Below are 20,445 nucleotides of genomic sequence, written 5' to 3'. Positions count from 1 at the left end.
CCCAGAGAGGCCGGGTGCTCGGAATGACCGGTGAAAATCCGATGAATTCGTTCACCTAGTGCCTGAAGTGCCAGAAGTACCAGAAAAGTCACCCGTGTCCCCTGATGGACACGGGTGTTCGTTTTACTTCCTCCGCCTCTGGGGAAGGTTCTCCCACATGCCGGGTTGAAACACGACGACGGAGCACGAGAGGTGGACGAATGGACGCCGTTTTCTCGCTCTCCCTCCCCAGGCAGGCGTACACGGTCGCCGTCGCACGCGACGTCCTCGGCACCCTCCTCGTTCGGGCAGGGGTGTGCCGGGGCTGTGTCGACGACATCCTCCTGGCCGTCTCCGAGGCCTGTGACAACGTCATCGATCATGGTGAGCCGGCGTCCGGCTACATGGTCGAGGCCGAGATGGGCGGGAGTTGGTGCCAATTGCGCGTATCCCATACGGGAAAGGTGCATGATCCCGCGGCGCTGGCCGAGAGGTTCGCCGCCGAACGCATGCCCCTCCCGGGTCTGGAAGCAGAATCGGGCAGGGGCATTCTGTTGATGCGCTATCTCATGGACGAGGTCGCCTTCGAGGGAGAACCAAGAACGACGGTCCTGTTGCGCAAGAGGCTCACCTCATGCGACGGACCCTCGCCGAAGAAGCCGACCGGAGGCATACCGGTCCAGCGTTACGCCCTTCTTTAACGGCCACCCGCATCCGCGCACCGTCCGCGCGGAGGGCGGAGGGCCCTCCCCGAGGGGCACGCAAGACCCCCGAGCCACACCCCGAGCATTCCCCGTGACGGATACCACACAGGACGAACGGCCCCCACGCGCCCGCCTCCGAACGGCCCCCGCGCCCCGCCCGAGAAGGCCACGCGGCCCGGAGCACCTGTCGGATCCCACACCGCCACGACCGGACGGGGGACGCCCGACTCGGACGATCCTCCAACTCCACCCCTCTCGGGCGAGGACTGTGTCGTACCCGAGCACAGGTGAGCGGGTACGCTGCAAAGTGCGGACGCACCGTCCCCGGCGACGGGACCGGGATCTCCCCGCCAACGCTCCCCGCGCACGCGGGGAGGGACCGTACCCATACCTCTCGGAGTGTGCCCATGACAGCCCGTGTGGGCGTCGTCACCTTCCCAGGATCACTAGACGACAAGGACGCCGCGCGCGCGGTCGCGCTGGCGGGAGCCGAACCCGTCTCCCTCTGGCACGCCGACGCCGATCTCAGGGGCGTGGACGCCGTCGTCCTGCCCGGCGGCTTCTCCTACGGCGACTACCTGCGCTGCGGCGCCATCGCCAGATTCGCTCCGTTGATGTCGGAGCTGGTGCCGGCCGCCCGCTCGGGCGCCCTGCCGGTCCTGGGCATCTGCAACGGCTTCCAGATCCTGTGCGAGAGCCACCTGCTCCCCGGCGCCCTGACCCGCAACTCCTCCCTGCGCTTCGTCAACCGCGAACAGACCCTGCGCGTGGAGAACGGCGCGACCGCGTGGACCAACTCCTACACCGAGGGCCAGGAGATCCTGGTCGTGCTCAAGAGCGGTGAGGGAAGCTACGTCGCCGACGAACGCACCCTGGACGAGCTGGAGGCCACCGGCCGGGTCGTGGTCCGTTACACCGGAGGCGACCCGAACGGCTCGCGCCGCGGCATCGCCGGTGTCACCAACGAGCACGGCAACGTCGTGGGGCTCATGCCGCACCCCGAGCACGCGGTGGAGGCGCTCACCGGACCGTCCACCGACGGTCTGGGCTTCTTCTCCTCGATCCTCGCCCATCTGGCCGCCGGTTCTCCGGCGAACGCCTGAGCCGTACAGCGAACAGGGGGTAGGCCGATGATGGCGTTGTTGCGCTCCAAGAAGACGATGTTCGTCCTCGTCGGGCTGGCCATCGTCGGTCTGGTGGTGTCCGCGGCCGTCGGCCTGTTCAACGCCATTGGAACCGCACCGATCGCCGCGCCGCCACAGGAGCAGAACCCGCGGGACGGAGGTCGGGGCGCCGCTCCGCCCCCGGACGCGCCGCCCGACGTGGAGGTGCTCGGGCAGGCCCCCGCCGGACTGTCCTACGCCTCCGACCCCGAGGCCGACGTGTACTGCGAGGGGACCGAGTGCGTCCGGCTGGTGATGGTCATGACCGCCGACGGCGAACTGCCCGAGGACTCCCGGGAGTCCGTCGAGACGGTGGTCGAGCACCTCGCCGAGCGGGGCTGGGAGGAACAGCGTCCCCAGGGCGCCCCCGCCGGACAGTCCTTCCTCAGCAACGGTGACTACATGGTGGCCGACACCTCCTCGCACGACGACCCCGAGTCCCCCGCCATGCTGATGCTCGGCGAAGCGGGCGGGGACGCCACCTCCTGAGCACGACCTTCCGCGCCGGTCGGCGGACGCCACGGCTCGGCCACATCCGCACATCCCGAACGGAACCACGCATGTCTGAAGTACCTGGTCTCGACACCGTCGCCGTGGCTCACGACAGCCCCGACACACCGCAGCCGTATGCCGAACTGGGCATGCCCAAGGACGAGTACGAGCGTGTCCGCGAGATCCTCGGACGCCGCCCCACCTCCTCCGAACTGGCCATCTACTCGGTCATGTGGAGCGAGCACTGCTCGTACAAGTCCTCCAAGGTGCACCTGCGCCAGTTCGGGGAGAAGGCCCCCGAGAGCGACGCGTTGCTCGTCGGCATGGGCGAGAACGCGGGTGTGGTGGACGTCGGCGAGGGCCGCGCGGTCACGTTCAAGATCGAGTCGCACAACCATCCCTCCTACGTGGAACCGCACCAGGGCGCGGCCACCGGTGTGGGCGGCATCGTCCGCGACATCCTCACCATGGGCGCCCGCCCCATCGCCGTGATGGACGCTCTGCGGTTCGGCCCCGCCGACGCCGACGACACCAAGCGGGTGCTTCCCGGCGTGGTGTCGGGCATCTCCTTCTACGGCAACTGCCTGGGCCTGCCCAACATCGGCGGCGAGATCGGCTTCGACGCCGGCTACATCGGAAACCCGCTGGTCAACGCGTTGTGCGTGGGTGTGATGCGGCACGAGGACATCAAGCTGGCGCAGGCGTCCGGCCCGGGCAACAAGGTCGTCCTGTTCGGTTCCACCACCGGACCCGACGGGATCGGCGGCGCCTCGGTACTGGCCAGCGCCACCTTCGACGACGAGTCGCACACCAAGCGTCCCAGTGTGCAGGTCGGCGACCCGTTCATGGAGAAGCTCCTCATCGAGTGCAGCCTGGAACTGTTCGAAAAGGACCTGGTCGTGGGCATCCAGGACCTGGGGGCCGCGGGCGTCTCCTGTGCCACGACCGAGCTGGCGGCGGGCGGAACCGGCGGCATGCGCGTCCAGCTGGACCGTGTACCCCTGCGCGACCCCCGACTCACTCCCGAGGAGATCCTCATGAGCGAGTCCCAGGAACGCATGATGGCGATCGTCGAGCCCTCGAAACTGGACGAGTTCCTGTCCATCTGCGACAAGTGGCAGATCCTGGCCGCCGAGATCGGCGAGGTCACCTCGGTGACCCCCGAGGAGGCCGAGCGCGGAGGCCGTCTGGTGATGACCTGGCACGGTCAGACCGTGGTGGACATCCCCCCGCGCACCGCCGCCGACGAGGGGCCCGTCTACCAGCGCCCGTACACGCGCCCCGCCTCGCAGGACGCGCTCCAGGCCGACGACGCCGGAAGGCTCGCCCGTCCCGCCGACGACACCGAGCTGCGCGAGCAGCTCCTGCGCGTGCTGGGCGCCCCGGGCGTGGGCGACCCCTCGTGGATCACCCGACAGTACGACAGCTACGTACGCGGCAACACGGTGGTGTCCGCGCCGCACGACGCCGGGATGATCCGTATCTCCGACGACTCCCACCGGGGCGTGGCCCTGTCCACCGACGGCAACGGGCGCTTCACCCGACTGGACCCCTACACGGGCACCCGGTTGGCGTACGCGGAGGCCTACCGCAACGTCGCCGCGACGGGTGCGCGTCCGCTGGCGGTGACCAACTGCCTCAACTTCGGCTCGCCGGAGGACCCGGGGGTGATGTGGCAGTTCGCCGAGGCCACACGAGGTCTGGCCGACGCCTGCCGAGAACTGGGCACCCCGGTCACCGGCGGCAACGTGAGCTTCTACAACCAGACCGGTGACGTGGCGATCAATCCGACTCCGGTGATCGGCGTGCTCGGCGTCATCGACGACGTGCGCACCCGCCTGAAGAGCGGTTTCGCCACCGACGGCGCCCGGGTCTTCCTGCTGGGACGCACCCGGCCGGAGTTCGGCGGCTCGGCGTGGGCCGACACCGTCCACGGCCACCTGGGCGGACTCCCCCCGCGGGCCGACCTCGCCGCCGAGGCCGCCCTGGCGGAGGTCCTGATCGCCTCCGCCGAACGCGGCCTGGCCGACGCCGCACACGACCTGTCCGACGGAGGCCTGGCCGTGGCGCTGGCCGAGTCGGCGATGCGCGGGGACCGGGGTGTGCGGGTGACCCTGGACGGGGACGTGTTCACCGCCCTGTTCAGCGAGTCCGGTGCCCGCGCCATCGTGGCGGTCAAGCCCGGTGAGGAGGAGTCCTTCGTGTCCCTGGCCGGCGAGCACGGCGTTCCGGTGGAGCAGATCGGCCTGGTGGGCGGCGACTCCCTGTCGATCACCCACGGCGGTGGGGCGCTGGACATCCCGCTCACCGAACTGCGCGAGTCCTACGAGGCGGCCCTGCCCGCCCTGATGAACGCCGTGTAGTCGGGCATCACCATGGTGGGGGCGCCTCCCGGGGCGCCCCCACCGCCGTTCTCCCCGGGTGTGCGTGCCGTCCGGCTCGGGCGGCACGTCCGTCGCTCCCCCTCCACGTCGAGCGCACCCTCGCGCGGGGTCGACCGTGTGTCGACCCCCACCACCGTTCCCGGTTCGTCGGTGGCAGGTGGGTAGAGGATGGAGGTGGGCCCCGTGGCGGTACGGACGCGGAGTACCGGTGGAACGGGGGACGCACGGCACGAAGGGAGCGGACATCATGCGACGCGGCAGGTTGAAGGGACCTTTGGGCAGCCATGAACGGCCTGCGAGTGCTCTGGGGTTCCGGATGGTGCTCGCGGTGTTCGGCGCCTTGGTGCTTCTGGTCGGCGCCGTCTGCGCCTACCTGTTGACCGACCAGACCTGGTTGACGGTGGCACTGGGCGCCGGTTTCATCGCCGCCTGCGTCAACGTCTACTGGGTGAGCCGGCGTCTGCGCTACGAGCGCCGAGGGCGCTGAACCGGTGGACCGGAGAGCGTGAGGGTGACCGCGACGGGACGGTGGTCGGAGTACGGCACGTCCGGGTTGGCGGGGTCGCTCGCGGTCAGTTCCCCGGTCGTCAGGATGTGGTCGATCTGCTGGTCGGACCGGGTCGCGGCGACCATGGTGGGAAACGGCCGGACGTCGGCGAAGGCGTCGTGGAGGAGCTCCCCTCGGGGAAGCTCCTCGGGTTCGAGGTTGAGGTCTCCGGCGACCACCACGGGGCCTCCGCGTTCGTGGGCGGCCTCGACGACCTCCATCAGCGCGTCCCACTGGGCCCGGGCGCTGGGGTCGTTCGCGTCGTGGCCCCGGGGCTGTAGGTGGGTGGAGAACACGGTGACCTCGGTTCCCGACCAGTCGAGGGTGACCTCCAGCGCCTGGGCTCCCGTGGGTCCGCTGTCGGGGAGGGCGTGGCCGCGCACCCGGCTGACGGGCAGGTCGGTGAGCAGGGCGTCGCCCCAGAACGGACCGTCGGCGGGACCCCAGTACGCGGTCATCCCCAGGTGTCCGGCGAGCATGGAGAGCCCGTCGTGGCTCCCGTTGAGCGCCCAGCCGCGGTCCACCTCGCTCAGGGCGATGACCTCGGCGTCGAGTCCGCGCAGGACCTCGGCCTGTTCGGCGATGGACAGGCGGCCGTCCATGCCGAACCCCATGCGCACGTTGTAGGCGACCACCCGCAGAACGTCGGCACTGGGCGCGGGGGTGGGGACGACCGGACGCGGCAGCGGGAGGAGGGCCGTGACGACCAGGGTGAGAGCGGTCGCCGCCACCGTCACCGGAAGGACGTGTCGGGGGACCGGCGGGGCGGAGGAACCCGGCCGGGGAAGGACCGCGACGGCGAGCAGGAGCAACGCCGCGAACGGTACGTAGGTGTTGGAGACGTGCAGGTCGTAGGCGGCGTAGAAGGCGAAGAGCATCCCGACGAAGCTCACGAGGCCCCACGTGGCGAGGGCACCGGTCCTGCGAGTGGAGGCCGTGACGACGGTGTGCGTGGCGGCCCACCCGACGCAGGCCGCCAGCGCGAGTTGTCCCAGCGGTAACGCCGCCAGGGTCCAGGTGGGCGGCACCCCCGGGACGTCGCCGGGCAGGAGTTCGGTGAACCCCAGGGTGACCAGGGCGACGAGCAGCACCGTCAACGGCGGGAGGGGATGGCGGGTGAGCCGTGCGGGATGGGCGGCGACGGCGACGGACAGCACCGCGACCGCGGCGAGGGCCGAGGCCGCCAGGTGCGACCCGCCGATGGTCTCGGCCACCGCCGGGTTGGCGGTGTAGAGGCCGGACAGGAAGAACAGCGGCCCCACGGCGAGCCAGGCGAGGGGACGGACCGGTCTCGGGGACGCCGCCGGGGCCCGTCGGATCCGGGCCACCAGGAGGGGGAGGAGCAAGGCGGGCACCGCGGCGCCGACCCAGGCGAACGCGCCGTCCCGCCAGAGGAGGTCGACCGTGCCCAGGGCCGTGTGCAGCACAGCGAAGACGGCCACACCGGCGACCATCCCGGTCATCACCCCGTGCGCGCTCATCCGGCCGTCGGTGGCCGTGGTCATCACGGTGCACACCAGCCATACGGCGCCCGCTCCCACCAGGATCGAGGACAGGTACAGCTGGGGCCCGCCGCCCTCGGTGGCCTGGAGCGCCACCCGACCGACCGCAAGCAGGGCGGCCGCGACCAGGGACGCTGCCAGGGGCCGGCGGACCAGGAACACCAACGGGAGCGGTACCAGGAACCAGACGAGGGCGAAGGCGCCCATCAGTGCGGGACCGGTGGAGCCGGCCTGGCCGAAGAGGGTGATCAGGGAGGGCAGGAAGGCCCGGAGCACGTCCAGGAGCAGGACCGTTCCGAGCGTGGTGACCAGACGCCCCTGGTGCATGGCGCTCCGCTCTGTGGGGGCAGGCGAGATACACGAAGGATTCTCACCTTTCCCGGTCGAGCGGACAAGGGAGGTCCACCGGAGTCCTGAGACAGGACACGAGGACGGTCACGATCCGTCCCCTCGGTACCGCGAGGACGGACGGGTCAGCGGAACCGCTCCGGAGCGAGCGGACACCTCCACTCTGGAGTGTCAACGCTCCATGGCGCCCTCGGGAATCCACTCCCTCCACTCGTCCGGGTTCTCCCGCACCCACACCTCCGCGGCGTCGTCCGGGTCCATCCCCTCGTCGGCGATCATCTTGGCCACCTGGTTCTGGTCCTCGTTGGTCCACGTCCACGCGGCCAGGAACCGATAGGCGGGGCTGTCCTCCTCCACGAACCCGGTCCGGAAGATCTTGTTCAGCTCGTAGGGCGGGTAGTCGCAGGGGATGTGGTTCGGGTCGTCGGCGCACCCCGGTTCGTGGTCGGGGAAGTCGACCCTGACCAGGTCCAGCTCCTGTTGGAGCCAGTGCGGCTCGTTGAAGTAGAAGAGCACGGGCTCCTCCTCGGCGTACCGCCGCCGGACCTCGGTGATCTGCGCGGCCTCCGAACCCGCGAAGACGAGCTGTAGATCCAGGTCGAAGGCGTTGATCATCCCCTGGTCCTGCGTGGCGAACCCCGGCGAACCACCCAGGAACTCCCCCTGCTCGCCGGTCTCGGCGGTCCGGAAGAGGTCGGTGTGCTCCCGCAGCCCGTCCACAGAGGTGATCTCGGGGTACTCCTCGGCCACGTAGGCGGGCACGTACCAGCCGATCACCCCCTCGTTGCCGGTCGGGCCGCCGTCGACCACGGTCCCGTTGCCCTCGGGGCCGTAGATCTCCATCAGGTCCTCATGACCCCAGTTCTCGATGATCACGTCGAGCACCCCCTGGTCCAACGCCTGCCATGAGGGCTGTTCGTCGGTGCGGATCAGCTGGACCTGGTAGCCCATCTCCTCCCGGAGGAGGTAGGTCAGTACCGCGGCGCTGGCCTCGTAGCCCACCCAGCCGTTGACGGCCATCCGGACGGTGTCGGGGTCGCGCGCGATCTGGTCGGTGCGCACCGCGCACGAGCTCACCATGACCATGGCCAGTCCCACCATCAGGGCCCTGAGCAGGAAATCCTTCCTCCTAGGCACGGGACGGCCTCCTTCCCTGCGTCACACGGTCCAGGAACAGGCCCAGGCACACGATCGCCAGTCCCGAGGCCAGTCCGAGGCCGAGCTGGTTCTGTGCCAGGCCGACCACCACGTCGTTGCCCAACGCTCCGGCCCCGACCAGTGCTCCGATGACCACCATGGACAGCACCAGGATGATCCCCTGGTTGACGGCCAGGAGCAGCGAGCCGCGCGCCAACGGCAGCTCCACCTTGGTGAGCAACTGCCGGCGTGTGGAGCCCTGGGAGCGCGCCGCCTCCAGCGTCGGGGCGGGGACGCCTCGGATACCGTCGTCGACCAGCCGGATCACCGGTGGCAGGGCGAAGACCACCGCCGCGACCAGGGCCGGAACCCGGCCGATGGTGAACAGCGCCACCGCCGGGATCAGGTACACGAAGGGCGGCAGGGTCTGCATGGCGTCCAGGATCGGTCTGAGGACGGCCGCGAGCACATCGTTGCGCGACATCAGCACACCGATCAGCACACCCAGCGCGATGGTGATCACGGAGGCGACGAGCACCTGTGACAGCGTGTCCATCGCGTCGTTCCACACTCCCAGCAGGCCCACTCCGACCAGGGAGGCGCCGGAGACGACCGCCGCACGCGCTCCGGCGAAGATCCATCCCAGCGCCGCGCCGGCGAGCACCACCAGCCACCAAGGGGAGTTCATCAACAGGTCCGCGAGCGGACCGAGCACGTTCTCCAGCAGCCATGTGGCCAGGGCCGCGGTGGCCGGACCGATCGTGTCCTGGATCGCGTCGTACAGGGCGTTCACGGGATCGCTGATGTCGACCGCCAGGTCACGCGGCCATCCCCCCACGCCCAACATGCGGGCCACCGCGACCACCGCCACCACCAGGGCGAGCAGGGCGCCCCGTAGCGGCAGCCGTCGGTTCTCGGGAACACGCGACTCGCGGCCCCCCTTGCCCACGGCTCCGGTCACACGGTCCATCGCGATCGCCAGCATGACGATCGCCAGACCCGCCTGGAACGCCTCGCCGACGTTGACCTTGGACAGTGCCTGATAGATCGCGTCGCCCAGGCCGCCGGCACCGATGACCGAGGCGATCACGACCATGGACACCGCGAGCATGATGGTCTGGTTGACACCGAGCAGGATGGTGCGCTTGGCCAGTGGCAACTGCACCTTGGTGAGGATCTGCCACGGTGTGGAGCCCAGCGAGGCCGTGGCCTCCAGCGCGCCCTTGGGCACCTGCCGGATGGCCAGTGCGGTGATGCGCACGGCGGGCGGGAACGCGTACACGGCCGTCACGATGGCCGCGGCCGGGTTGCCGATACCGAACAACAGCACGAACGGCAGCAGGTAGGCGAAGGCCGGCATGATCTGCATGAAGTCCAGCACCGGGCGCACCCCCCGGTAGAAGCGCTCGCTGCGTCCGGCCAGGATGCCCAGCGGGATGCCGAACAGCAGCGCGATGGCCACCGACGCGAAGACCAGCGCCAGCGTGGTCATGGACTCGTTCCACAGACCGCTCAGCGCGAAGACACCGAAGGTGACGAGCACCAACAGCGCCACCCGCCATCCGGCGGCCCGCCAGGCGAGGATCACGCCGATGAGGGTCACGCCGGGCCAGGTGAGGAAGTCGAGGAACCGGTTGATCAGCACGACCGCCGAGCCCAGTCCCACCGAGATGTAGTTGAAGAAGTACAGGAACAGCGGGCTGTTGTTGCGGTTGACGACGATCCACGCGTAGATCTCGTCGAGCAGGCTCATGAACCGGTCGCCGACGGCGGTCGGGAACCCGCCCGCCCAGGCGGGATGGCCCAGGGCGCGGCTCGCCCAGTAGCCGGCCACGAGGACCACGATCACCAGCGACGCTTGGACCCACGTGTTGCGCAGCAGGCTCCCACCGCCCCCGACACCGCCCGGCTCCCCCCTGTTCGGCGCCGGAGCGGTGGCGGGCTGGGTCATCGCGGTCATGTCACCCACCGCCTCCCGCGAGGGAGGGACCGCCCTGTCCGCCGGTCCCCTCGGCCAGTTCCTCGACCGCCTCCTCCTCGATGGCGGCGGCGGTGGCCGGGCTCTCCAGTTGGTCCTCCGCGATGGCGCGCAGGACGTCGTCGCGCCCCACGTACCCCAGGAGGGTGTCACCCTCCATCACGCGTACGGGGGCGGTGCTCGCCGCGAGCATCGGCAGGACCTGCGCCAGTACGGTGCCGGGCTCGGTGATCGGTCCGTCCGTGCGTTCGCCCGGGCGCGCGTCGCGTACCAGCCATCGGGCGGTGAGCACGGTGGTGCGGGCCACGTCGGCGGTGAAGTCGGCGACGTAGGCGTCGGCCGGCCGCCCCACCACCTCCTCCGGCGTACCGACCTGTACGAGTTCGCCGTCGCGCATGATGGCGATACGGTCGCCCAGCCTCAGTGCCTCCTGGAGGTCGTGGGTGATGAACACCGAGGTCTTGTCCAGCTCGTGCTGTAGACGGATCACCTCGTTCTGCATCTCGCGGCGGATCAGTGGATCCAGTGCGCTGAACGGCTCGTCGAACAGCAGCACCTGCGGGTCCACGGCGAGTGCGCGGGCCAGGCCGACACGCTGCTGCATACCACCGGACAGTTCGCCGGGTCGGGAGTCCTCGTACCCTCCCAGACCCACCATCTCGATCATCTCGCGCGCCCGTTCGTAGCGCTCGGGTCGAGGCGTCCCTCGTACCTCCAGCCCGTAGGCCACGTTGTCGATGATCTTCCGGTTGGGCAGCAGACCGAAGTGCTGGAAGACCATGGCCATCTTGTGGCGACGCAGCTCGCGCAGCCGCTGCGGTGTGGCCTCGCCGATGTCCTCTCCGTCGAGCAGGACGCGCCCGGCGGTCGGCTCGACCAGACGGGTCAGGCACCGGATCAGCGTGGACTTGCCGGAGCCGGACAGGCCCATGACCACGAAGACCTCACCGGGGCGCACGTCGAAGGACACGTCGCGCACCGCCACGGTGCATCCCGTCTCCTCCCGCACCCGGTCCCGGTCCGCCTTCTCCAACTCCGTACCGATGACCTTGTCGGAGTCACGGCCGAAGATCTTCCACAGGCCGCGCACGGAGAACATGACGTCGGTGGCGCTCCCGCTCGGATCGACCGTTCCGCTCAGCGGTGTGCTCATCGGACCTCTTCCCTCTCGTTCAGGGCGTCCTCGCGGATGAGGTCCGCGGCGCGCTCTCCGAGGGCCAGGACCATGATCATGGGGTTGGGGGTGGGCAGGGTCGGGAACACCGACGCGTCGGCCACGCGCAGACCCCGCAGGCCCCGTACACGCAACCGGGGGTCGACGACCGCGGTGTCGTCGTCGACGGCGCCCATGCGGCAGGTCCCCGCCGGGTGGTAGACGGTGTGGGCGGCCCTGCGTCCGTACTCCGACAGCTCCTCGTCGCTTTGGACTTCGGGGCCGGGGGCGACCTCGCGCTTGATCCACGACGCGAAGGGTTCGGTGGCGGCGACCCGCCGGGCGATCTTCAGACCGTCCACGATGGTCTTCTCGTCATAGCCGTCCGGGTCGGTGAAGTACCGGAAGTCCAGGGCCGGTTCGACCCGCGGGTCGCTGCTGGTGAGGTAGAGCCTGCCGCGTGAGCGTGCGCGGGGGACGTTCGGTGTCATGCACACCGCGTGTCCGTCGGGCGGGGATTCGTAGCCCAGGCGCCTCGTGTTGGTGTCGAAGGAGACCTGGTAGATGTGGAACATCAGGTCCGGGCGGGGGTCGCCGTCGTCACGCCGGACGAACAGGGCCGCGTCGGAATGCATCACCGTGTTCGTCGGGACCGGCCTCGTGGTCTCCCACATGATGATCGACTCGGGATGGTCGAGGAGGTTCTCTCCCACTCCGGGCAGGTCGTGGCGGGGCTCGATCCCCACCTCGCGCAGCTCCTCGGCATCGCCGATCCCCGAGAGCATGAGCAGCCGGGGCGTGTCCACCGCGCCCGCGGCCAGGATCACCTCCCGGCGCGCGTTGACCGTGACGCGCGTACCGTCCTTGGCCCTGGCGGCGACCCCGGTGGCGCGGTCGCCGTCGAGGATCACCTGGTCGACCCAGGTCTCCACCAGGACGGTGAGGTTCTCGCGCACGTCCATGATCGGGTGCAGGTAGGCCACCGACGCCGAGGAGCGGTATCCGGTGTAGGGGTCGTAGGCGATGGACAGGAAGCCCGTTGCCTCGGAGAAGCCGCCGCCGTGGGAGATCAGGGCGTTGAAGTCCTCCACCACCGGTACCCTCGCCGCCTGGGAGGCCGAGGACACCCAGTCCTTGACCATCGTGTTGCGGTCCTTCTCCGCGACCGGGACGACGTTGCACTTGATCCGGTCGGCGTAGCCCTGCACGGTGGCGTTGTCCCAGCCCTCGGCGCCCGCCGCGACCCAGTCGTCGAGGTCCTCGGCGAAGGGGCGGAAGCTGATCAGCGTGTTGTGCGAGGAGCAACCGCCGAGTACACGGGCCCGGGAGTGCAGGATGTGGGAGTTGCCACGCGGCTGTTCGACGGTGGTGTAGGCGTAGTCGAGTTCGCCCTCCAGAACGCTCAACCAGTCGCGCAGACGCAGCACGTGCTCCAGGTCGCGGTCGTCGGGACCTCCCTCGATCAGGCACACGGTGGTGTCGGGGTCCTCGGTGAGCCTGTCGGCGATCACCGACCCGGCTGTACCGCCTCCGACGATCACGTAGTCATAGGCGGTCTCGGTGGGAGCCATCGCTGTTCCTCTCGTCGTCCATCACGGGGGGATACCGGTGCGGGGCCGTGTCGACGGTCTCCTCGGGCCACCGCCCGGGGCGCCCGGTGTCGTGGAGAAGGCCCCCGCCCGTCGGGGAGGTCTCGCCCCGGACCGTGAGAGGGCCCGGGGCGGTGTCGTCAGCCGAACCAGCGCTGTGGTTCGGGGGCCAGGTTGCGGTAGACGTGCTTGGCCTCGCGGTACTCGTCCAGGCCGGCGGGTCCCAGCTCGCGGCCGATGCCGCTGCGTCCGTAACCGCCCCACTCGGCACCCGGGAAGTAGGGGCCGAAGTCGTTGATCCAGATCGTGCCGTGGCGCAATGCCGCGGCCACCCGCTCGCCCCGGGCCGTGTCGTTGGTCCACACACCGCCGGAGAGTCCGTAGTCGGTGTCGTTGCCCAGCTCGATGGCCTGCCGCTCGGTCTCGAAGCGCTCCACCGTCACCACGGGTCCGAACACCTCGTCCTGGACGATGTCCATGGAGCGCTCGCAGTCGACGAACACGGTGGGCCTGTAGAAGTAGCCCTGTGCCAGGTCCGGGTCGTCGGGCCGTCTTCCCCCGGCGATGATCCGGGCGCCCTCCTCCACCCCCCGCGCGACGGCGGCCTCGACCTTGGCCCGGTGCTCGGCGGACACCAGCGGTCCGCAGCGCACGTCCTGGTCCTGGCCACGGCCCACGCGGATGGCCTCGGCGCGGCGGGCGAGCTCGGTGGTGAAGGCGTCGTGGATGTCGTTGTGCACGATCAGGCGGGCACCGGCCGAGCACACCTGGCCGGAGTGGAAGAAGGCGGCGGCGAGCGCGTAGTCCACCGCGGTGTCCAGGTCCACGTCCGGGAAGATGATGTTGGGGTTCTTGCCGCCGAGCTCCAGGGCGATCTTCTTGACCGTCTCGGAGGCCGCCGCCATGATCCTCCGTCCGGTGGCCAGGCCGCCGGTGAAGGAGATCAGGTCCACGTCGGGGTGCTCGGACAGCGGCGCGCCCGCGTCGGGTCCGCTGCCCGTCACCAGGTTGACCACGCCCGCCGGGACGCCCGCCTCCGTGGTGAGCTCGACCAGTTTGGCGGTGGTGACCGGGGTGATCTCGCTGGGTTTGACCACCATGGTGTTGCCCGCCGCGAGGGCGGGGGCCATCTTCCAGGAGAGCTGGAGCAAGGGGTAGTTCCAGGGCGTGATCATGCCGCAGACGCCCACGGGCTCGTAGACCACCTTGCTGTGCACGCCCTCGGGCGCGGACACCAGGCGCCCCGCGTCCTTCCCCGCCAGGCCCGCGTAGTAGCGGAAGACGTCGGTGACGTCGTCGACGTCGATCCTGCCCTCTTCGATGGTCTTGCCGGTGTCGAGGGACTCCATGACCGCGATCTCCTCGCGGTCGCGTTGGAGGAGGTCGGCGATGCGATCGAGGAGTCGTCCGCGCTCGTCCTCGGAGACCCGGCGCCACTCTCCGGAGTCGAAGGCCCGCCTGGCGGCGGCGATGGCGTCCTCGGTGTCCGCTCTTCCACCCTCGCTGACGATGGTCAGGACGGAGCCGTCGGCCGGGTTCAGGATCTCCCGCACCCGACCGTTCCGGGCCTCCCTCCACCGCCCGTCGATGTACAGACTGCCGGCGGTGGCCGACCCCGGTGGGGCCAGGTACGGCACGGACGGCAGGGTCACGTAGGGTTCGCTCACGCCTGCGACGTGCCCAAGGTTGGTACTCACAAACGACTCCACCCTCCCAAGCCGCACAAATCACACTTTTCCTTTGGTTCCCCATGAACCGCGGGAGAACCTGGTGGGCGAGAAGGACTCCTTCGGCACACCCGACACCACACCCGGACATCAACGACTACTCTCCGTGACGATCGGGGTCGACATCGACACTCCGCGGAGGGCAGACGGAGGACGAGAGTTTGACGTACATTGGGAGGAGCCTTCTTAGCTGAGGCATACCTCAGTGCCCTTGTCCGGACCCCCGCGCGCCGGACCCGCCCCGGGACCGTGTCCTTCCGCGCACATCCTCGAGGAAGCCATGCTGCTGGAACAAGAACGCCGGGACGTCTGTCTGACCGCCCGGGCCCTCGCCGCGCATGCGGGCATCGCTCCCGGCGAGGCCGGCACGGTCAGCGTTCGCAACGGTGACCTGGTGGTCGTCACCCCTCACGGGGTGGCCCTCGACCAGATCCAGCCCGCCGACTGTCCCGTGATGTCGCTCGACGACCGTGTCCTCGAAGGGCGGCGCGATCCGGCCGCCGAGGCCACCCTGCACATGGCGGTGCACCGCCTGGCCGACGAGCACGGTCGCGACGTCACCGCCGTGGTGAACGCCTTCACCGCCGACACGGTCGCGGCGGCCTCGGTCCTGGTCGAGTTGCCCCCGATCCACCATCGGGCCGTCGCCCTGGGCGGGGCGATCGCCGTCACCCCGTACACCACCTACGGCACGGGCGAGATCGCCGACCACGCGGTCAAGGCCCTCAAGGGCCGCGACGCCGCGCTGCTCGGCGGCCACGGAGGTCTGGCCGTGGGCCGGAACCTGACGCACGCGCTGGAGAACCTGCGCCTGCTGAACTGGCTCAGCGCGACCTATCTGAACGCCCGTCGCTTCGGCGAACCCCGTGTATTGTCCGAGGACGAGTTGGCCCGGGTCCGCGAACGCGACGCCTACGGCTGGGCCGGGCCGGACATCTTCTGATCCGTCCCGGCCCCGGCCGCTCACTCCTTCTCGTCCTCCTCCTGGAGGATCTCGTCGGGGCGGGTCCAGGCCAGGTAGCAGGCGGGAAAGACCGCGTGACACATGGCCGTGACGAGCACCAGCGGCACCAGGACCATGAAGGCGACGTCCGTGGGCAGGCCCCCGCCCACCGACCAGCCACCGAATCCACAGGTCACCGCGACCAGCAGTGCCAGCAGTGCCGCCGTCACATGGTGTCCCAGGAGCGTGGCCCGATCCATCTCCGACCTCTGGAACTCGTCCACCCCCTCATAGCCGACCACCCAGCGCGCCGCCACGTTGAGCTGCGTGCCGAGGACCATGGTCCCGAGCAGGAAGACGACGAAGACGCCCATCAGAAGGGGCGTGTACGGGGGCTCGACCCCGATCGAGACCGCGAAGGCGGCCGAGGCCACGATGGTGACGAGCGCGAGCGCGACCACCGCCTGACGGCGACGGGAGCGCGCGGCCCAGAACCGGCGTCGGCGCGGATCTTCGACGAGGGCGCGGAGTCTCTCCTGCTTCCTCGTGTCGGGTGCGTTGACGAACATGGTGTCCTTCCTCGGGTCGAGAACGCCTACTGGCCGATACGGGGGAAGGGTTCGATGGAGAAGACGACCTCCACCGGAACCTCGAAATAGCGCGCGATGCGCAGCGCCAGATGGAGACTGGGGCTGTACTCGCCCCGCTCCAGGTAGCCGACCGTCTGGTAGTGCACGCCCAGGGCCTCGGCCAGCCGGCGACGGGACACGTTCCGCTCGGCCCGCAGCATCGCGATCCGGTTGTGGATGGTCTCGGCGCCCCCGGTCGTCGCACGCGTACGACGACCGGTCGTCCCACCGTTCTCAGTGGACACGGTTCATCGCCTTCTCTCAAGCGGTCCGGACCCTCGAACCCGACGCGTTCGGGGCCGTCCGCCACGGCACCCACCGCGCGACGGCGAATCCGACGGCGGACCGCAGGACCAGGGCCTCCGCCCCACCCGCGAAGCGTCCGCGAAAGCCCTCCAGGACCCGACGGTGGTGGTCCCACCCGCACCGCCGGGTCCTGGAGGGGCGACGACCTCGCCTCTCCTGACGGTGATGTCCGCCCCTCTCAGCACTCCGGTGGCGCCGTGGTCCGTCCACGGACCGCGGGCGCCGATCACGGTCTCCCCCGCCGCACCTGACACCTGTGCTCGTGCCCTGGACACCGCTGTGGCTCTTGGATCCATCGAACCTCCTCATCTGATCTCTACTGCCATTGATAGTACATGTACTACATTCAAGAGCATAGGGTGTACATGAATAGGGATCTTCACCACGGGCACAGCGGAGCGATCGCCGACGAGGGGGAGCGCAGGTCAGGGAGCACGCGCGGACGGACGGCCGCCACCGGCCGTACCGACGGTTGCGTTCGGGGTCGCCGCGACGGAGGCGGGGGTTTCGGGCACGTTCCGGCGGACAGATGACAACCAGGTAGGAATACTCACGCCACCCCACGCCCGGAGCGGGACAATGGGCGAGGACCATCCAGACCGGCAGGAGGCCCCATGCGCTGTAGCAACATCAGGCTCCTCGTCAACGACTACGAGGCCTGCTTCCACTTCTACTCACAGGTGCTCAAGCTCCCCCTGCTGCGGGGGGACGAGAACAGCCGCTACGCCGAGTTCGACGTCGAGTCCACGACACGGCTGGCCATCAGCCAGCGCGAGGTGATGGCCGAGGCCCTGGGGACCGACATGGCCGACCCCGAACTCCCCCACCAGGACCGACTCGCGGTGATCTTCGAGGTCGACGACGTGGACGTCACCGCCGCACGGCTCGTCGCCAGCGGCGCCCGCCAGGTGATGGAGCCACGTGACTGGACGGCGTGGGGCATCCGCGCGGCCCACTTCCGTGACCCCGACGGCTACCTGCTGGAGATCAACCGCCCCCTGATCCCCCTGTCCGGACTCTGAGTCCTTCCGAGCCCGTCCACCCTCACCGGACCACGTGCCCCACCAGGAGTTCGTTCACCTTGTCCGCGCGCTCGACACCGACGAGGTGCGCGGCACCGGAGACCACCTCGAACCGTGAGTCGGCGATCCCATCGGCCAACCTACGCCCGTGCCCCGGCGGCAACAGCGGATCGTGGGCGGCCGACACCACCAGGGTCGGCACACGTACCGCCGCGACCAGGTGACGCTGGTCCATCAGGGCGACCGCCTCGCATATCGAGGCGAACCCCCGTGCGTCCAACTCCTCGAACTCCTCGGTGAACCGGGCCACCACCTCCGGGTGTTCCTCGCCCATGGCCGGGGTGAACCAGGGCATCGTCACCTCGGTGGCCACCGAGTCCAGACCGGTCTCACGTACCCGTGAGGCGATCTTGCGCCAGCCGTGGGTGCGGGGCGTACGGGCTCCCGCGGCGAGCAACACGAGTCGGTCCAGCGTGCGCGGCGAATTGGCCGTGATCCACATCAACAGCGAGCCACAGAGTCCCGCACCGACGGCGGAGACCCTGGTCAGACCCTGTGCCTCCAAGAGGCCGAGCACGTCCAGGGCGAGGTCCTCGATGGTGTAGGGGCCCTCGGGAGCCGGGGAGGAGCCGTGCCCACGGTGTTCCACACGCAGTACCCGCCGGTGGCGGGTCAGCTCCGGCATCTGTGGATCCCAGACCGACATCCTCGTCCCGAAAGGCGGCACGAGCAGCACGACGGGCGCGTGTCTTGGTCCGTCGAACCGGTACTGGAGTGCGGTTGTCGCCATTGAGACCTCCCGGCCGTCAGGCTATCGGCCGAGCCCTTTCCGGGCCCCCGAAGATGCGTCGATTTCCCGTCGGGCGGAGGACGGAAACCGACCACCATGCCTTCCGGAGTCTTCGACACGGAGCCGAGAACGCCGAGAAAGCGGTGGTCGTGGTGGCGACGACGGAACGACCCTGGACGCCGAGCGCGCCTTCCTCCTGGGACGCCGGCGGAACAACGGGACTTCCCGTGCTTCCTCCCAAGGGCCTGGAGGAGGAGCGGGCCGTCGCACGCACCACAATGAGCGAACTGACCCCTCGGGGGCCCGGTCAAACACCTGACACGGGTCGAAGGCAACCGGATCGGGTTCCTCCGGGAGGGCGCATCGTGGAGCGTGGACCACGAGGGTCTTTCGTGGCCGGCCCCGTGACGCCCCGTTGCGCCTGCTCCCGAAGGCCGCGCGGCACGGCGGCCACACCGACACCCCGCGCGAGTCCCTGGACGGCCGGAAGACCATGGACCGAGGAGAACCGGTGGTCGATCCCGGCGGCAGAGCACGGGGGAGACCCCGCCGTGGAGGAAGCACCCCGAAAAAGGTGGCGAGGGTCGCTTCCGCATCCCGTGTCGGCAGCGGAAGCAGGAGCATCCGGATACCACCAGACGCAGGTGGAGGCAGGTAGGGGACCGTCCCCGGTACATCCGGAAGCGTCCCGGGACACTCCGATACCCGGGCGGCGGTATCAAGCGGAGTATCGGCGGCGGGGCGTCTGAGTCGGGAACGACTCTGGCGCCTCGCCGTCGTCCGCGCCCCTACCGGGTGGCGTCCAACACCTCCAACTCCGCCTCGTTCACCCAGTAAGCCCATTCCGGAGCGTCCCCGCTGTCGTCCGCCATGGCCTCGTGCGCGGCCCCCAACGACCGCATAGCGGCTTGTGCGTCCCCGGCTTGCGTCTGCGCCCACGCGGCCCGGTCATGGAACAGTGCCCGCGTCTTCCCCGGAGCGTCCGGGCCCGCTTCCGCCACGGCCGCGACAGACAGCGCGACGCCATCGGCAACGCGGCCGTTGTTCACCAGGTGGTAGCCGAGCGATCCCGCGAGTTGCGCCGCCAGTGGCTTGTCTCCGGCTTCGCGGGCCGCGTCCAGTCCAAGACGGTAGGTCTGCTCCGTGCGAGGGTCCGCCGCGTCGCCGGCGACCCATCCGGCGATCTGGGCGAGTTCACCAACGGCCCGGAGCAGTTCCCGCCGTACCGCGTCGCTGTGCGTGGATCCCCGGAGGATCCGAACAGCTCCGTCCAACTCCCGGAAGACGGGGCCGATGAGGTCCCCTCCAGCTAGAACGTCGTCAGCGAGCCGTAGACCATGCGCACGGGCCGCGAGATCAACGGCCGTTGTCCGGCCCACCCTCCGGCCTGTACGGGCCGCCAACGGCGCGACAGCGCTCCCGGGAGGCAGCAGGGACGCCAGAGTCTCCGTGACCGGTACGGGCTCCACCTCCGCGATCGTGGCGTGTTCCAGTTCTTCCCGGGGCACGTCCAGGACCTCGGCGAGGTACGGGAGCCACACGCGCGGGACACGCTTCCCCCGTTCCCACCGGGACACGTCGTGCCGCGTCACGGTCGAACGCCCGGAGGCCACACACAGCGCGTCCGCTAGTCGGGCTTGCGACCAGCCGCGTCCCGTGCGCAGACGGCGGAGCATTGTAGGGAGCGGTTCGGGGGTCATGTCGTCATTGTGACCCAGGGGCCCACAGCGGGGCCCACAGTTGGGCTACTCCGCCAGACATGCGGACGCGAAACGCTGGACGTATGGACCGAACCCGAACACCGTCCCGGCCGCTGTCAGACCTCGTGGGCTTCCTCCGGACTGCGCACGGCGTTCCCGCGATCCCCGGGCCGGAACCGGGCCGCGTCGTGGCCACGAAGAACGGCCACACGGTCGTCGTGCTGTTGGTGGGGGCCGCTGGTGCCAGGAAGCGGCTACGGCGAGCGGAGGCAGAGACCTCACTCCGATTCACCCGCGCGGCATGGAATGGAGCGTCGCCCGCACGATGGCGGAGGTGTTGGCAGGGCCGTTC

Annotated in this window: 17 protein-coding genes; 7 read left to right on the top strand and 10 right to left on the bottom strand. The window is 69.8% G+C overall.

Features of this window, described 5'->3' with window-relative positions; all coding sequences use genetic code 11:
- Positions 1-200 precede the first annotated feature (200 nt).
- The 5 genes from PFX91_RS19775 (at position 201) to PFX91_RS19755 (ending at position 5,209) form a co-directional block, all read left to right on the top strand.
- A complete protein-coding gene (locus PFX91_RS19775) occupies positions 201-680 on the top strand; it encodes an ATP-binding protein (RefSeq protein WP_285734058.1) in 480 nt (159 codons plus the stop codon).
- Positions 681-1,090: 410 nt separating this feature from the next.
- Complete coding sequence (gene purQ / locus PFX91_RS19770; RefSeq protein WP_285734056.1) at positions 1,091-1,786, top strand: phosphoribosylformylglycinamidine synthase subunit PurQ; 696 nt, start codon at positions 1,091-1,093, stop codon at positions 1,784-1,786.
- 27 nt (positions 1,787-1,813) lie between these two features.
- On the top strand, positions 1,814-2,335 hold the full coding sequence (locus tag PFX91_RS19765) for a hypothetical protein (protein WP_285734054.1): 522 nt from the start codon (positions 1,814-1,816) through the stop codon (positions 2,333-2,335).
- Positions 2,336-2,406: 71 nt separating this feature from the next.
- Positions 2,407-4,701, top strand: coding sequence for a phosphoribosylformylglycinamidine synthase subunit PurL (purL, locus tag PFX91_RS19760; RefSeq protein ID WP_285734053.1), 2,295 nt, complete (start codon positions 2,407-2,409; stop codon positions 4,699-4,701).
- Positions 4,702-4,969: 268 nt separating this feature from the next.
- Positions 4,970-5,209: a hypothetical protein gene (locus tag PFX91_RS19755; RefSeq protein WP_285734050.1), complete on the top strand. Its 240-nt coding sequence runs from the start codon at positions 4,970-4,972 to the stop codon at positions 5,207-5,209.
- On the opposite strand, the gene PFX91_RS19750 is transcribed toward PFX91_RS19755, so the two are convergent.
- From PFX91_RS19750 to PFX91_RS19725, 6 genes are all read right to left on the bottom strand, one after another.
- Positions 5,188-7,098: an endonuclease/exonuclease/phosphatase family protein gene (locus PFX91_RS19750; protein ID WP_285734048.1), complete on the bottom strand. Its 1,911-nt coding sequence runs from the start codon at positions 7,096-7,098 to the stop codon at positions 5,188-5,190. The genes PFX91_RS19755 and PFX91_RS19750 overlap by 22 nt on opposite strands.
- Before the next feature lie 192 nt (positions 7,099-7,290).
- Positions 7,291-8,220: an ABC transporter substrate-binding protein gene (locus PFX91_RS19745; protein ID WP_285734101.1), complete on the bottom strand. Its 930-nt coding sequence runs from the start codon at positions 8,218-8,220 to the stop codon at positions 7,291-7,293.
- Between the two features lie 28 nt (positions 8,221-8,248).
- A complete protein-coding gene (locus tag PFX91_RS19740; RefSeq protein WP_502888340.1) occupies positions 8,249-10,216 on the bottom strand; it encodes an ABC transporter permease in 1,968 nt (655 codons plus the stop codon).
- A 1-nt stretch (position 10,217) separates the two neighbouring features.
- A complete protein-coding gene (locus PFX91_RS19735; protein ID WP_285734046.1) occupies positions 10,218-11,387 on the bottom strand; it encodes a quaternary amine ABC transporter ATP-binding protein in 1,170 nt (389 codons plus the stop codon).
- Positions 11,384-12,958, bottom strand: a complete 1,575-nt coding sequence (locus PFX91_RS19730) for a GMC family oxidoreductase (RefSeq protein ID WP_285734044.1) — start codon at positions 12,956-12,958, stop codon at positions 11,384-11,386. Before PFX91_RS19730 ends, PFX91_RS19735 begins: the two co-directional genes overlap by 4 nt.
- Before the next feature lie 158 nt (positions 12,959-13,116).
- A complete protein-coding gene (locus tag PFX91_RS19725) occupies positions 13,117-14,643 on the bottom strand; it encodes an aldehyde dehydrogenase family protein (protein WP_285734043.1) in 1,527 nt (508 codons plus the stop codon).
- A 340-nt stretch (positions 14,644-14,983) separates the two neighbouring features.
- Between PFX91_RS19725 and PFX91_RS19720 the strand changes: the two genes are divergently transcribed.
- Complete coding sequence (locus PFX91_RS19720; protein WP_285734041.1) at positions 14,984-15,646, top strand: class II aldolase/adducin family protein; 663 nt, start codon at positions 14,984-14,986, stop codon at positions 15,644-15,646.
- Between the two features lie 20 nt (positions 15,647-15,666).
- Here the strand turns inward: PFX91_RS19720 and PFX91_RS19715 are convergent, their stop codons facing one another.
- On the bottom strand, positions 15,667-16,215 hold the full coding sequence (locus PFX91_RS19715) for a hypothetical protein (protein ID WP_285734039.1): 549 nt from the start codon (positions 16,213-16,215) through the stop codon (positions 15,667-15,669).
- Positions 16,216-16,241: 26 nt separating this feature from the next.
- The gene (locus tag PFX91_RS19710; RefSeq protein WP_502888339.1) at positions 16,242-16,520 is read right to left on the bottom strand and encodes a helix-turn-helix transcriptional regulator; all 279 of its coding nucleotides are present in this window, start codon (positions 16,518-16,520) and stop codon (positions 16,242-16,244) included.
- A 675-nt stretch (positions 16,521-17,195) separates the two neighbouring features.
- On the opposite strand from PFX91_RS19710, the gene PFX91_RS19705 reads away from it, so the two are divergent.
- Positions 17,196-17,603, top strand: a complete 408-nt coding sequence (locus PFX91_RS19705) for a VOC family protein (protein ID WP_285734037.1) — start codon at positions 17,196-17,198, stop codon at positions 17,601-17,603.
- A 22-nt stretch (positions 17,604-17,625) separates the two neighbouring features.
- Here PFX91_RS19705 and PFX91_RS19700 read toward each other — a convergent pair whose 3' ends face one another.
- Positions 17,626-18,393 carry an alpha/beta fold hydrolase gene (locus tag PFX91_RS19700; RefSeq protein ID WP_285734035.1) on the bottom strand — a complete coding sequence of 256 codons (768 nt, stop codon included), beginning with the start codon at positions 18,391-18,393 and terminating at the stop codon, positions 17,626-17,628.
- 788 nt (positions 18,394-19,181) lie between these two features.
- A complete protein-coding gene (locus PFX91_RS19695) occupies positions 19,182-20,069 on the bottom strand; it encodes a helix-turn-helix domain-containing protein (protein ID WP_285734096.1) in 888 nt (295 codons plus the stop codon).
- Between the last annotated feature and the right edge of the window lie 376 nt (positions 20,070-20,445).

The organism is Nocardiopsis sp. ATB16-24, from assembly GCF_030271535.1.
GTDB lineage: Bacteria > Actinomycetota > Actinomycetes > Streptosporangiales > Streptosporangiaceae > Nocardiopsis.
This window is presented reverse-complemented; position numbering and strand designations above follow the sequence as displayed.